Source organism: Oryzobacter faecalis (assembly GCF_046764005.1).
GTDB lineage: Bacteria > Actinomycetota > Actinomycetes > Actinomycetales > Dermatophilaceae > Oryzobacter > Oryzobacter faecalis.
Genome location: NZ_JBKOFW010000010.1, coordinates 1 through 13,582 on the forward strand (window position 1 = coordinate 1; position 13,582 = coordinate 13,582).

Below are 13,582 nucleotides of genomic sequence, written 5' to 3' on the forward strand. Positions count from 1 at the left end.
ACGTCTTCTACCCGATCGGCTGGGACGACAACGGGCTGCCCACCGAGAAGCGGGTGCAGAACTACTACGGCGTCCGCGGCGACGCCTCGCTCCACCACGACCCCGGCTTCGAGCCGCCGTTCCGCGGGGACGCCCGTAGCACCAAGGCCGCCGACGAGCTCCCGATCTCGCGGCAGAACTTCATCGAGCTGTGCGACGAGCTGACGGTCAAGGACGAGGAGGCGTTCGAGTCGCTGTTCCGCCGCATCGGCCACAGCTACGACTGGACGATCACCTACCGCACCATCGACGACCACTCGCGCGCCACCGCGCAGCAGGCGTTCCTGCGCAACCTCGCCCGCGGCGAGGCCTACCAGGCCGAGGCGCCGGGACTGTGGGACGTCACCTTCCAGACCGCGGTCGCCCAGGCCGAGCTCGAGGCCCGCGACTACCCGGGCCACTACCACCGCGTCGCGTTCCACCGCACCGACGGCGGCGGCCCCGTCCACATCGAGACCACGCGCCCCGAGCTCATCCCCAGCTGCGTCGCCCTCATCGCCCACCCCGACGACGAGCGCTACCAGCCACTGTTCGGCAGCACCGTCACGACGCCCCTGTTCGGGGTGGAGGTGCCGGTGCTGGCCCACCCGGCCGCCGAGATGGACAAGGGCGCCGGCATCGCGATGTGCTGCACCTTCGGCGACCTCACCGACGTGCTGTGGTGGCGTGAGCTGCGCCTGCCGACCCGGTCGGTCATCACGCGCAGCGGCCGCCTGCAGACCGAGGTCCCCGAGTGGCTCGTCGGCACCGCCGGCGAGGCGCTGTGGACCGAAGGCCTGGCCGGGAAGACCGCGTTCGGCGCCCGCGAGGCGGTCGTCGCGGCGCTGCGCGAGTCCGGCGACCTCGAGGGCGAGCCGACCCCCACCAAGCGGATGGCGAACTTCTACGAGCGTGGCGAGAAGCCCCTCGAGATCGTCACCTCCCGCCAGTGGTACATCCGCAACGGGGGCCGCGACGCCGACCTCAACGCGGCGCTCGTCGCCCGTGGCGAGGAGATCGACTTCCACCCGGCGTTCATGCGCTCGCGCTACGCCAACTGGGTCAGCGGCCTCAACGGCGACTGGCTCGTGTCGCGCCAGCGGTTCTTCGGCGTGCCGATCCCGGTCTGGTACCCGGTCGACGCCGACGGGGAGCCGGTGTACGACACCCCGATCGTCCCCGACGAGGCGTCGCTGCCCGTCGACCCCGCGGCCAACCCCCCGGCCGGGTACACCGAGGACCAGCGCGGTGTCCCCGGCGGCTTCGTCGGCGACCCCGACATCTTCGACACGTGGGCCACGTCGTCGCTGTCCCCCCAGATCGCGGGCGGATGGCGACGGTTCGATGGCGCCGAGGGTTCGGAACCGCTGTGGGAGAAGGTCTTTCCCTTTGACGTGCGCCCCCAGGGGCACGACATCATCCGCACCTGGCTGTTCTCCACCGTGGTGCGCGCCCACTTCGAGCACGGCTCGGTCCCGTGGACCGACGCCGCCATCAGCGGCTGGATCCTGGACCCCGACCGCAAGAAGATGAGCAAGTCGCGCGGCAACGTCGTCACCCCGGAGGACCTGCTCAAGGAGCACTCCGCCGACGCCGTCCGCTACTGGGCCGCCAGCGGGCGCCTCGGCACCGACGCCGCCTACGACACCGGTCAGATCAAGGTCGGCCGGCGCCTCGCCATCAAGGTCCTCAACGCGAGCAAGTTCGCGCTGTCCTTCGGCGACGTGCGGGGCGACCTCGCGTCGCAGGTCACCGAGCCGATCGACCTCGCCCTCCTCGCCGGGCTGCGCGACGTCGTCGCCCGCGCCACGGCCGGGTTCGAGGCCTGGGACTTCACGCGCGCCCTCGAGGTCACCGAGCAGTGGTTCTGGTCGTTCTGCGACGACTACCTCGAGCTCGTCAAGGACCGCGCCTACGGCGGGCACGGCGAGGAGGCCGCCGCCAGCGCGCGGGCCACGCTGCGGATCGCCCTCGACGTCGTCCTCCGGCTCCTCGCACCGGTCCTCCCCTACGTCACCGAGGAGGTCTGGTCGTGGACCCACGAGCCCGGCGACTCGGTGCACCGGGCGAGCTGGCCGACCGTCGACGAGCTGCCTGCCGGCGGTGACGCCGCCCTTCTCGCCTCGGTCGGGGCCGCCCTCGCCGCGGTCCGCAAGGCGAAGTCCGAGGCCAAGGTCGGCATGCGCGCCGAGGTCCCCCGGCTCACCCTCGTCGGCCCCGAGGCCGCGCTCGCGCACCTGCGTGCGGCGGAGGGCGACCTGCGGGCCGCGGGCAAGCTGACCGGCAGCCTCGACCTCGCCGCGGGCGAGGAGGTCGCCGCCCGCGACATCGAGCTGGTCCCGGTCGCCAAGCCCACCGCCTGATCCCGAGGCCGCCGCCCACGCCCACCCCCGTCCGCGCGTGCGGGGTCGGGCGGGCCCTACGCCGGGGCCGGGCCGAGCTCCGTGGCGTACGCGCCGACACGCACCGGCCGCAGCCCGACCGGGCGCACCGCGATCCACGGGACGTCCCACCCGCTGAGCCGCAGCCTGCGCTGGACCATCGTGTCGCGGCGCAGGTGGTCGACCCGGCCGCTGCCGGGGTCGTAGACGTCGAGCATCCGGTCGCCGTCGCCGGGGAGGACGAGGACGACGTGCCGCGGGAGCAGCCGGTTGCCGACGTAGAGCAGGGCCGGCTCGCCGTCGCCGACGACGTCGACGAGGAGGTCGAAGGCCGCGACGAGCGCGTCCTCGCCGCCGGAGCGCATGACGTCGACGGTGTACGTGGTGCCCCGCCGGGCGGCTCCCAGCTCGAGCTCGCGCCGCGCCCCCCACGGCGGGGTCCCGAGGCCGCGCGGCCACGGCACGTTGAGCGGCTGCCCCGGCGTGTACAGGGCGTTGGTGCGGCGCATGACGACCCGCTCGTAGGCCGCGAACCGCTCGGCCTCGGTGCTCCCGGACGGTGACCCGGGCAGGCGGGGCAGGCCCGTGCGGACCCACGAGGCGAAGAGCGGGTCGACGAGCATCCGGGCGACGGTGAGGCAGGCCGAGCCGCACGTCACGGGCGACTGCTGGACGGGTCCGGTGTCGCCGGCGCGGAGTCGGTAGGCCATGACCACGACCCCATCGTCACCGCTCCACGGCGTCAGGGCCAGCACTGCATGTGGTTGGGTGTGTCCCGTGCTCGACGTCCGTGCCCTGCTGCTCCGGCTCCGCCGGCCCCGGGGGGTCCTGCTCGTCGGCGCGCTGGCGGTGCTCGTCGCGCTGTGGGCCTCCGCCGTCCCCCGACCGCCCGGCACCGTGTCCGGCGCCGTGTTCGGCGGACCGTCGGACCAGCAGGGCTACGACGACACCGAGAACCCGACCGTCAGCGAGATGCTCGGCAACGCGTACCGGGGTCCTCGCGAGGGGGCCTCGGTCCTCGAGGGGATCCTCGGGTACGCCGTCGTCGCGATGCTCGCCGCGATCCTCCTCGTGTGCCTCGTGCTCGTCGTCAAGGCGTTCGTCGCGACCCGCGACCGCCCGGCCCCACCGGCCGACGAGGCCCCAGACCTCGACCTCGAGGCGCTCGCGGTCGCCGTGGCCCGCGGCTCCGACGACCGGCTCGCGGCGCTGTCCGCGGGCACTCCGGCGGAGGGCGTCATCGCGGCCTGGGCCCACCTCGAGGCGGCCCTCCACACGGCGAAGGTGCCGCTGGCGTCCTCCCGCACGTCGACCGAGGTGACCCTCGACGTGCTGCGGCGGTTCGACGTCGACGACGCGACGGTCCGCGGGCTCGCGGCGCTCTACCGCGAGGCCCGCTGGTCACGCCACGAGCTCACCGAGGCCGACCGGGCACGGGCCGCCGCCGCCTACCGCGACCTCGAGGCGGCCGTCCGGCTCGCCACGGCGACGGTGCCGGGAGCCGGGGCCCGTGGCTGACCCCCGACGCCCGGCCTCGGGCGGCCGCCGCTCCTGGCTGCTCACCGGTGCGCTGCTCGTGCTCGTCGTCGTCCTCGTCCTGGCCCGCGGCCCCGTGGCGCTGCTCGCCGCCGCGTCCGTCGCCCTCATCGCCGCGTTCGTCATCGGGCTGCCGCCGCTGCTCCGCCCCGACGGCATCGACTGGGACTGGCGTCCGGGCCGGGCCGACGAGGTCGTGCCGGAGCCGGGGATCGCGGCCATCCGGCGCCTCCTGGCCCCCGCGAAGGGCGATGACGAGGCCGTGGCGCGCCTCCACGAGGTGCTCGGCGCCGTCGCCGCCGACCGGGCCCCGCGCGGCCTCCCGGAGGACAGCCGGCTCGCGGCGTACCTCGCCGGGCCTCCCCGATCCCTCTCGACCGACGAGGTCGACGCCCTCGTGACCGAGCTCGAAGCCCTCTCCCCGAAGGAGTCCCCGTGACCGACATCCCCACCGCCCACCGGCGGGTCACCGCGATCCTCGACGAGGTCGACACCGTCGTCGTCGGCAAGCGCGCCGCCACCGAGGTCGTCCTCGCCGGCATCCTCGCCGGCGGGCACGTCCTCATGGAGGACTTCCCCGGACTCGGCAAGACCCTGGCGGCCCGCACCTTCGCGGCAGCCCTGGGCCTGGACTTCACGCGGGCCCAGTTCACCCCGGACCTGCTCCCCTCGGACCTCACCGGCTCCTTCGTCTACGACCAGGGGCAGGCCCGCTTCGAGTTCCGGCGCGGACCGGTGTTCACCGGGCTGCTCCTCGCCGACGAGATCAACCGGACGCCCCCGAAGACCCAGGCCGCCCTCCTCGAGGCGATGCAGGAGCACCAGGTGACGGTCGAGGGCCAGACCTTCGCCCTCCCCCGGCCCTTCCACGTCCTCGCCACGGCCAACCCCGTCGAGTACGAGGGGACCTACCCCCTGCCCGAGGCCCAGCTCGACCGCTTCCTCGTCCGCGTGGCGTTCGGCTACCCGGGCGCCGAGGACGAGTGGGAGGTCCTCGGCCGGCGGATGGAGCGGCGACGCGAGGAGGCCACGGCACGCCAGGTCGTCGACGCCGCCGAGCTGCTCGAGCTCCAGGCGACGATGGAGGACGTCACGGTGGCGCCCGAGGTCGGCCGGTACTGCGTGGCGCTGGCCCGGGCCAGCCGCGAGCACGAGCACGCCCTCATGGGAGCCTCCCCGCGTGGCTCCCTCGCCCTCCTCCTCGTCGGCCGGGCGTACGCCGTCATCCGGGGACGCGACTACCTCACCCCCGACGACGTCAAGGCCGTCGCACCCTCCGTCCTCGAGCACCGCGTCGTCGTCCGACCCGAGCTGTGGATGAGCGAGGTGTCCTCGGCGAGCATCGTCGCCGACCTGCTCCGCACCGTGCCGACGCCCCGGACGCAGGTGCGCGCGTCGTGACCTCGCGCTGGCGCCCGACCCGGGCGCTCGGCCGGGCGGCCGTCGTCGGCCTCGTCCTCCTCGTCGCGGGCGCCACCCTCGGTCGGGCCGACGTCGTCGTGGCGGTCGTGCCGCTCGTCGGGCTCGTCGTGTGGTCGCTCGTCACCCGTCCGAGCAGCGACCCCCGGACGTGGAGCCGGGTCGACCGCCGGCTCGTCACCGAGGGTGAGGAGTCGGCGTGGCGGGTCGACGTCGAGGCGGTCCCCGGGCTGCGCGACGTGGTCGGACACCTGCCCGGCGACCTCTGGACGACGACCCGGCCGGCCCACGGCCACGTCGCCGGCGCCGCGACCGGGGCCGCGACGGCTGCGCTCGCGGTCGTCGCCCGGAGCGACCGGTGGGGCTCGCGCCGGCTGGGTCCGGCCCAGGTCGGCGCCCTCGGCGACTTCGCCTCCTTCGTGTGGCAGTGGCCCGAGCAGCGCGTCGAGGCCGTCGCCACCGTGCCGACGCCGGGCACCTTCACCTCACGGGCGGGCCTGCCGCACCCGGTCGGCCTCGTCGGGCAGCACCGCTCACGGCAGCCCGGCAGCGGCACCGAGCTCGCCGACATCCGTGCCTTCCGGACCGGCGACCGGCTCCGGCGCATCCACTGGCCGGTGTCGCTGCGCACCGGCCACCTCCACGTCACGACGACCCACGCCGACCAGGACGCCGAGGTCCGCCTCGTCGTCGACGCCGTCCGCGACCTCGGCGACCGGGACCGCGAGGCCGGGCACCGCACGAGCCTCGACGTCGCGGTCGAGGCCGCGGGGGCGCTGGCCGCCCACTACCTCTCCACGGGCGACCGGGTCGGCCTGTCCGTCCTCGGTGGTGCCGGCCACGTCGAGGTGCCCGCCGTCGGTGGCCACCACCAGCTGGCCCGCGTCCTCCTCGGCCTCGGACGGGCCGAGCCCAGCCGCGGGACCGTCGGCGAGGAGCGCGCCATGCGCGCACAGCTCGCCCGCCCCGTGCCCCCGGGCGCCCTCGTGGTCCTGCTGTCGGCGCTCGTGTCGCCCGAACCCCTCGCGCACGCGGTGCGGCTCTCCCGCAGCGGGCACGACGTCATCGTCGTCGACACCCTGCCGCCCGCGCTCTCCGGCGGCGAGGCACCCGCCGCGGTCCTGCGGTCCATGACGGGCCTCGATGACGCCCGAACGGCCCGTCTCGTCTGGCGCCTGCGGCTGCTGGAACGCGAGCGGGAGGCCCGCCGGTGTGCGACGGCCGGCGTGCCCGTCATCGCGTGGCGGGGCCCCGGGTCCCTCGACGTCGTCCTGCGCGGCGTGGGCCGCCGGGCGCGCGCCCCCCGGGTGGGGGCCCGATGAGCGCCGCGGCGGTCGAGAGCCGCACGTGGCGGCGCACCGCGGTCGCCACCGTCGTCGTGGCCGACGTCGTCGTCCTGCTCGCGGGCGGCGCGGCGATCGCCGGCTTCGTCCCCTTCGCGGCCGGCGCCCTGGCGCTGTTCACCCTGCTCGCGCTGCGCCGCCCGGGCGGGCACGCCGCGCTCGGGCTGCTCCTCGTGCAGGTCCTGGCGGCGACGGTGCCGTCCGGCGCGCCCGGCGACCTGCGCGGGTGGGCGCTCGCCGCGGCCGTGGGGACGGCCGTCCTCGCGACGCACCTGGCCCTCGCGCTCCTCGCGGCGTGGCCCGTCCGGGCGGCCCTGCCCCGCGAGACGCTGCGGCGCTGGCTCGCCCAGGGCGCGGCGCTAACGCTGCTCGGGGTGGCCGCGGCCGGTGCCGGTGCGGCGCTGTCGCTGACGCCGTCGGCATGGGGTCCGTGGGTGGCGGCGGGCGCCCTCGCCCTCGTCGCGGCGATGGCGTGGACCGTGCGGGAGGCGACGCGCCGCGGTTGACGGCGCCGGTGGTGGCGCCCGGCGCGCTCGAAGGTCAGGCGGAGCGCTTGCGCGGGGCGCGCTTGCGGCCCGTCTCGTCGTCGTGACGGACGATCGTCGGGTTGACGTTCTCGAGGACGACCTCGCGGCTCACGACGACCTTGGCGATCTCGTCGTCGGAGGGGACGTCGAACATCACGGGGAGGAGGACCTCCTCCATGATGGCGCGCAGGCCGCGGGCGCCCGTGCCCCGGGCGAGGGCCTGGTCGGCGACGGCCTCGACGGCGTCGTCGGTGAACTCGAGGGCCACGCCGTCGATGTCGAACATCTTCTGGTACTGCTTGACGAGGGCGTTGCGCGGCTCGGTGAGGATGCGCACGAGCGAGGCGTTGTCGAGGGGCGCGACGGTCGTGATGACGGGGAGGCGGCCGATGAACTCGGGGATGAGCCCGAACTTCATGAGGTCCTCGGGCATGACCTCGTGGATGCTCTCGGCGAGGTCCTTGGGCGTGTGCAGCTCGGAGCCGAAGCCGAGCCCCTTCTTGCCGTTGCGCGACTCGATGAGCTTCTCGAGCCCGGCGAAGGCCCCACCGACGATGAACAGCACGTTCGTCGTGTCGATCTGGATGAACTCCTGGTGGGGGTGCTTGCGCCCGCCCTGAGGCGGCACCGACGCCGTGGTGCCCTCGAGGATCTTCAGCAGCGCCTGCTGCACGCCCTCACCGGAGACGTCCCTGGTGATCGACGGGTTCTCCGACTTGCGGGCGATCTTGTCGACCTCGTCGATGTAGATGATCCCCGTCTCGGCCTTCTTGACGTCGTAGTCGGCGGCCTGGATCAGCTTGAGGAGGATGTTCTCGACGTCCTCGCCGACGTAGCCGGCCTCGGTGAGCGCTGTCGCGTCGGCGATGGCGAACGGGACGTTGAGCATCTTCGCGAGGGTCTGGGCGAGGTAGGTCTTGCCGCAGCCCGTGGGTCCGATGAGGAGGATGTTCGACTTGGCGATGTCGACGTGGTCGGGGTCCTTCTTGCCGAGGGCCGACTCACCCGCCTGGATGCGCTTGTAGTGGTTGTAGACCGCGACGGCGAGGGCCTTCTTCGCGACGTCCTGACCGATGACGTACTGCTCGAGGAAGTCGAAGATCTCGCGCGGCTTGGGCAGCTCGTCCAGGCCCAGCTCGGAGGACTCGGCGAGCTCCTCCTCGATGATCTCGTTGCACAGGTCGATGCACTCGTCGCAGATGTAGACGCCGGGGCCGGCGATGAGCTTCTTGACCTGCTTCTGCGATTTGCCGCAGAAGGAGCACTTCAGCAGGTCGCTGGTCTCACCCACGCGTGCCACGGATGCACCTCTCCTCGCCTCGGACGGACGTGGCCGACGCTACCTGTCGAGGTGCCCGGCTGTCCCCATTGAATCCCCGAGCGGGCGGGCGAGTCGCGCTTGTCCGCTGTCAGCGCAACGGGGCGCGTGAGGGCTCTCAGCGGGCGAGGCGGCGTCGCCGGAGGGCGAGGAGACCGAGGGTGACCAGCGCGGACGCCGCGGCGACCGGGCCCCAGAGGAGCGGGGAGCCGAGGACGTCCCGGGCGCCCGCGCCCACGAGCGGCACCTCCGCCACCCGCTCACCGCCGGACGGCTCGCGGGCTGGCCCGACCAGGTCGAGCTCCCCACTGGCCACGACGTGCTCGCGGGTTCCGCCGCACAGGTCGGCGCGCAGACCCTGGGCCGAGGCGCGCGCCACGACCACGTACGTCCTCCCCTCCACGACCTCGAGCCCGCAGGAGGCGCCCGACGCGGCGGTGAGGACCTCGGTGACCGCGGAGGCCTCGCCCTTGCGGACCTCGCTCACCTCGAAGCGCTTCGCGACGAGGTCGCTGCTCGAGAACACCCCGCCCGGGACCGCGCTCCCCGGGTTCCGGTGAAGGTGCCGACGAAGACCGCGTCGGCGGCCGCGGCGGCCTCGACCGGCGTGAGGGGTGCGGCACACGAACAGGCGCTGCACGAGGTGGCGGAGGCGGTGGCGAGTCCCACGAGCGTCAGGGCGGCGACGACGGCACCACGGGTCAGCAGGCGGGGCATGCCGCTGCGACGGGACGCGCGCCCCATCGGTTCCACCGGGGCCCGCAGCGGTGTCGCGCGACCCGCGTGCCGGTCACCCGGTGACGACCGACGCCACTCGGACCGTGGCGCGACGACGCCGCCCGCACCTCGGTGGGCGCGGGCGGCGTCGGCGTCGTGCGGACAGGACGGCCCGGCGTCAGCTGGAGGCCTTGCGCGAGCCGAGCACCTCGTCGATGAGCCCGTACTCCTTGGCGGCCTCGGCCGAGAGGATCTTGTCGCGCTCGATGTCCTTGCGGACGAGGTCGACCTCGCGGCCGGAGTGCTTGGCGATGGTCTCCTCCAGCCACTCGCGCATGCGGATGATCTCGTTGGCGTGGATCTCGAGGTCGGACGCCATGCCCCCCGTGCCCTCGATCGCCGGCTGGTGGATGAGGACCCGGCTGTTCGGCAGGGCGAAGCGCTTGCCCTTGGCGCCCGCGCCGAGGAGCACGGCCGCCGCGGAGGCCGCCTGCCCGATGACGAAGGTCTGCACGTCGGGGCGGATGTACTGCATCGTGTCGTAGATCGCGGTCATCGCCGTGAACGAGCCACCGGGGCTGTTGATGTACATGAGGATGTCGCGGTCGGGGTCCTGGGACTCCAGCACGATGAGCTGGGCGATGACGTCGTCGGCGGACGCGTCGTCGACCTGCACGCCGAGGAAGATGATGCGGTCCTCGAACAGCTTCGTGTAGGGGTCGAGGCGCTTCATCCCGTAGGAGGTGCGCTCCTCGAACTGCGGCAGGATGTAGCGGCTGCTGGGGCCGGGCACGTGGAGGCGGCCGGTCAGGTCTGCGTTCATGTCTCTCTCTCGCGTCGTCTCGGCCGTGGTCAGGAGGTCACCGGGTTGTCGACCCCGGCGCCGGCCATCGTCGCCTTGGTGATGACCTGGTCGACGAAGCCGTACTCCTTGGCCTCCTCGGCGGTGAACCACCGGTCGCGGTCGGAGTCGGCCTCGATCTGCTCGACGGTCTGACCCGTGTGCTGCGCGATGAGCTCGGCCATCTGCTTCTTGATGTGGAGCAGCTGCTCGGCCTGGATCTTGATGTCGGACGCCGTGCCGCCGATACCGCCCGAGGGCTGGTGCATCATCACCCGGGCGTGCGGGGTGGCGTAGCGCTTGCCGGGCTCGCCCGCCGACAGGAGGAACTGCCCCATCGACGCGGCCATGCCCATGGCGACGGTGGCGACGTCGTTGGGGATCCACTGCATGACGTCGAAGATCGCCATGCCCGCGGTGACCGAGCCACCGGGGCTGTTGATGTAGAGCCAGATGTCCTTCTCGGGGTCCTCCGCGGCGAGGAGCAGCATCTGGGCGCAGATCGCGTTCGCGTTGTCGTCGCGGACGTCGGAGCCGAGGAAGATGATCCGCTCCTTGAGGAGTCGGTTGTAGATGTGGTCGTCCAGACCGGCCTGGGGGCCCGGGCCGGCGGCGACGATCTCGGTGCTGGTCACGCTGGAGACGCTCCTCGCTCGAATCGGGTGCTTCTTGTCAGTGACCCTAACGCCCGGTTCCGGCACCCCACTCCCCGGTCGGCGCCGTGTTCGCCGTGAGCACAACACCCCGGAACCGCGCCTCCTGCCCCCGCCGCCCCCCGGCTCCGCACCCCGTCACGGGAGCCTGCCGCGACCTACCGCCTGGTCAGTGTCGCGATCGCGACACTGACCAGGCGGTAGGTCCGGCCGTGGGCGGAGGGAGAGCCTCGGCGTGGTCAGGCGGACGCGGCGGTGCGCGGCCGCGCGTCGGGCTCGCGGACCGAGGGGACGACGCTCAGGGCGAGGATGGCGAGGGCGCCGACGACGAGGAGGGAGTGCAGCACGCCCACGCGGTCGCCGAGGAAGCCGAGCAGGGGCGGGCCGGCGATGAAGGCGACGTACCCGATCGTCGCGACGACCGACATCCGGGCCGCAGCCCGCTGCGGGTCGTCGGCGGAGGCGCTCATCCCGACCGGGAAGCCGAGGGCCGCACCGACGCCCCACACGGCGGCGCCGACGAACGCCATCCAGTCCGAGCCGAAGATGACGAGCGCCGCACCCGCGACGGCCAGGGCGAAGCTGACCCGCAGGACCGGGACGCGGCCGTGGGTGTCGAGCAGGCGGGTCCCGAGCAGGCGCCCGACCGTCATGAAGGTGAGGAAGGTCGCGAACCCGAGGACGCCCTGCCACTCCTCGAGCTCGTGGCCGTCGACGAACGCGACCGAGAGCCAGTCGTTCGCCGTCCCCTCCGTCGCCGCGGCGGCGAAGACGACGACGCCGATGAGGAGGGTGCGCGGCTCGAGCCAGGCCGACCGGCCCCGCTCCACGGGCCCGGGGGCGGCGTCGGCGTGCTCGGCCTCCTCCACCGCGCGCGGGAGGAAGGAGCGCAGGGCCCACAGGCCCAGGCCCGCGGTGATCGCGGCGGCCGCGGCGAAGTGCGCGAGCAGCGGCACCTCGGCCTTGGACATCCCCGCCCCGATGAGCGCGGAGAGGACGGTGCCGCCACTGAACGCGGCGTGGAAGTGGGGCATGACCGACGTGCCGAGCGCGTGCTCGACCGCCGCGCCCTCGAGGTTCATCGCGACGTCCCAGAGACCGACGCCGAAGCCGAGGAGGTACAGCCCCGCGGCGAGCAGCGGCCGGGGCCCGGTGGTGTCGACGACGACCGCGACGAGCAGGAGCCCCGTCAGCGACACGCCGCCGCCGACGAGCACCGTGCGGGCCGCCCCGATCCGCTCGCTGACCCGGCCGGCGAGCGGCAGGCCGCTCACCGACCCGGCACTCATCGCCAGGAGGACGAGCCCGAGCTCGCCGAGGGTCAGGCCGAGGAGGGACTTGGTGTCCGCGATGCGCGACGCCCACGAGGCGAAGACGAGGCCCGCCAGCGCGAAGACGACGAAGACGGCGGTGCGCGCTCCCGTCACGGTGGCGCGCGGGAGGGCGGGGGGCGAGGTCGTGGTCGGGGCGGCGGTCACCGGTGGCTGTCCTTCGGGGTGTCGTGGTGGCGCGGGGCGCGCGGAGGGCGGGTCGGGCACGGTCGGGGCCACGGCGCTCGTCCTCGGGTCGGCGGTTCGATGCGGTCCGGTGGGCTCGACGGGCCCGGTCGACGTTCCCGCTGCGGCCGGGGCGACGGTCGAGACTACCGTCGAATCGATTCGATCGAATCGATTCGACTATGGTGTCACCCGTGGCCGCCCCCCGTCAACCGCGCCCCGACCGACGCCCCACCCTGCGCGACGTCGCCGGGCGCGCCGGCGTGTCGACCTCGACGGCGTCGCTCGTCTTCAGCGGCAAGGGCCCCGTCGCCGTGGCGACGGCCGAGCGCGTGCGGGAGGCCGCGGCCGACCTCGGCTGGACCGGTCCCGACCCGCTCGCCAGCTCCCTGCGCCAGGGCCGGGTCGGAACGGTGGCCGTCGTCGTCGAGGGCCGCCTCGGCAGCGCCTTCCACGACCCCTTCGCCCTGGGGGTGCTCGACGGCCTGGCGCAGGAGCTCGACGCCGCCGGGCGCTCGATGCTCCTCGTCGCCCAGCCGGTCGACGACCCCGACCGCGCCGTCGCCCAGCTGGCCACCATCGCCGTCGACGCCGTGGTCTTCCCCCTCTGCGGCGCGGCCGAGAACCCCCTCGTCGACCCGCTCGTCGCCCGCGGCGTCCCCCTCGTCGGCAGCGGTGCCCCGCAGCGGGCCGAGGTGGCGCACGTCCTCACCGACGAGGAGGCGGCGATCGGGCTGACGACGCGCCACGTCCTCGACCTCGGCCACCGTCGCGTGGCGCACCTGTCGATGCACCTCTCCCCCGGCGCCGAGACCCGGTCGGTGACCGAGGAGGACGTCACGGCCGCCCACTACCCGGACGCCGCCGGGCGCGTGCGCGGGTTCCGTGCGGTCGCGGGACCGGACGCCCCGGTCGTCCAGGCGCGCGACCTCACCGTCGAGGCCGGCCGCGAGGCCGCTCTCCTCCTGCTCGACGTGCCCGTCCACGAGCGCCCGACGGCGATCGTGGCCCAGGCCGACCTCCTCGCGGCCGGGGCGGTGCGGGCCGCGGAGTCGCTCGGGCTGCGCGTGCCGGAGGACGTCACCGTCACCGGGTTCGACGGGGTCGACCTGCCGTGGCTCGACCACACGCTGACGACCGTCCTCCAGCCGGGCACCGACAAGGGCCGGGCGCTCGGGGCCCTGGTGCGCCGCGCCCTCGACGGCCTGCCGGTCGGCGACGAGCCCTTCCCCGTCTCGCTGCGCGTCGGGACGACGAGCGCCCCTCCCCCGGCCTGACACGACGAGACCCCGCTCGCGCCGGGGCGCGGGCGGGGTCTCGAACCGTGCGGGAG

General features: G+C 74.3%; 13 protein-coding genes. 7 read left to right on the forward strand and 6 right to left on the reverse strand.

Translation table 11 applies throughout. From position 1 onward, the window contains the following. A partial coding sequence (gene valS / locus ACK8HX_RS15240; RefSeq protein ID WP_411941577.1) for a valine--tRNA ligase occupies nucleotides 1–2,381 on the forward strand: 2,381 nt, incomplete at its 5' end. A gap of 56 nt (nucleotides 2,382–2,437) precedes the next feature. Here valS and ACK8HX_RS15245 read toward each other — a convergent pair. After that, nucleotides 2,438–3,109 (reverse strand): hypothetical protein, encoded by a 672-nt coding sequence (locus ACK8HX_RS15245; RefSeq protein WP_411941578.1) that lies wholly within the window; start codon nucleotides 3,107–3,109, stop codon nucleotides 2,438–2,440. A 67-nt stretch (nucleotides 3,110–3,176) separates the two neighbouring features. On the opposite strand from ACK8HX_RS15245, the gene ACK8HX_RS15250 reads away from it, so the two are divergent. The 5 genes from ACK8HX_RS15250 to ACK8HX_RS15270 are packed head-to-tail and all read left to right on the forward strand — an operon-like array spanning nucleotide 3,177 to nucleotide 7,203. Next, the gene (locus ACK8HX_RS15250) at nucleotides 3,177–3,917 is read left to right on the forward strand and encodes a DUF4129 domain-containing protein (protein WP_411941579.1); all 741 of its coding nucleotides are present in this window, start codon (nucleotides 3,177–3,179) and stop codon (nucleotides 3,915–3,917) included. Next, nucleotides 3,910–4,374, forward strand: a complete 465-nt coding sequence (locus ACK8HX_RS15255; RefSeq protein WP_411941580.1) for a hypothetical protein — start codon at nucleotides 3,910–3,912, stop codon at nucleotides 4,372–4,374. Before ACK8HX_RS15250 ends, ACK8HX_RS15255 begins: the two co-directional genes overlap by 8 nt. Next, nucleotides 4,371–5,336 (forward strand): AAA family ATPase, encoded by a 966-nt coding sequence (locus ACK8HX_RS15260; protein WP_411941581.1) that lies wholly within the window; start codon nucleotides 4,371–4,373, stop codon nucleotides 5,334–5,336. Before ACK8HX_RS15255 ends, ACK8HX_RS15260 begins: the two co-directional genes overlap by 4 nt. After that, nucleotides 5,333–6,676, forward strand: a complete 1,344-nt coding sequence (locus tag ACK8HX_RS15265) for a DUF58 domain-containing protein (protein ID WP_411941582.1) — start codon at nucleotides 5,333–5,335, stop codon at nucleotides 6,674–6,676. Before ACK8HX_RS15260 ends, ACK8HX_RS15265 begins: the two co-directional genes overlap by 4 nt. After that, nucleotides 6,673–7,203 carry a hypothetical protein gene (locus ACK8HX_RS15270; RefSeq protein WP_411941583.1) on the forward strand — a complete coding sequence of 177 codons (531 nt, stop codon included), beginning with the start codon at nucleotides 6,673–6,675 and terminating at the stop codon, nucleotides 7,201–7,203. Before ACK8HX_RS15265 ends, ACK8HX_RS15270 begins: the two co-directional genes overlap by 4 nt. A gap of 34 nt (nucleotides 7,204–7,237) precedes the next feature. Here the strand turns inward: ACK8HX_RS15270 and clpX are convergent, their stop codons facing one another. The 5 genes from clpX to ACK8HX_RS15295 all read right to left on the reverse strand — a co-directional run bounded on the left by clpX (nucleotide 7,238) and on the right by ACK8HX_RS15295 (nucleotide 12,231). After that, entirely contained in the window at nucleotides 7,238–8,524 is a 1,287-nt protein-coding gene (clpX, locus tag ACK8HX_RS15275) for an ATP-dependent Clp protease ATP-binding subunit ClpX (protein ID WP_411941584.1), read from the reverse strand. A gap of 136 nt (nucleotides 8,525–8,660) precedes the next feature. Then, a complete protein-coding gene (locus ACK8HX_RS15280) occupies nucleotides 8,661–9,068 on the reverse strand; it encodes a hypothetical protein (RefSeq protein ID WP_411941585.1) in 408 nt (135 codons plus the stop codon). 369 nt (nucleotides 9,069–9,437) lie between these two features. Then, entirely contained in the window at nucleotides 9,438–10,082 is a 645-nt protein-coding gene (locus tag ACK8HX_RS15285) for an ATP-dependent Clp protease proteolytic subunit (RefSeq protein ID WP_411941586.1), read from the reverse strand. A 29-nt stretch (nucleotides 10,083–10,111) separates the two neighbouring features. Then, nucleotides 10,112–10,735, reverse strand: a complete 624-nt coding sequence (locus ACK8HX_RS15290) for an ATP-dependent Clp protease proteolytic subunit (protein WP_411941587.1) — start codon at nucleotides 10,733–10,735, stop codon at nucleotides 10,112–10,114. A gap of 257 nt (nucleotides 10,736–10,992) precedes the next feature. Continuing rightward, a complete protein-coding gene (locus tag ACK8HX_RS15295) occupies nucleotides 10,993–12,231 on the reverse strand; it encodes an MFS transporter (protein WP_411941588.1) in 1,239 nt (412 codons plus the stop codon). Nucleotides 12,232–12,443: 212 nt separating this feature from the next. On the opposite strand from ACK8HX_RS15295, the gene ACK8HX_RS15300 reads away from it, so the two are divergent. Then, nucleotides 12,444–13,526, forward strand: coding sequence for a LacI family DNA-binding transcriptional regulator (locus tag ACK8HX_RS15300; RefSeq protein WP_411941589.1), 1,083 nt, complete (start codon nucleotides 12,444–12,446; stop codon nucleotides 13,524–13,526). Nucleotides 13,527–13,582: the final 56 nt, after the last annotated feature.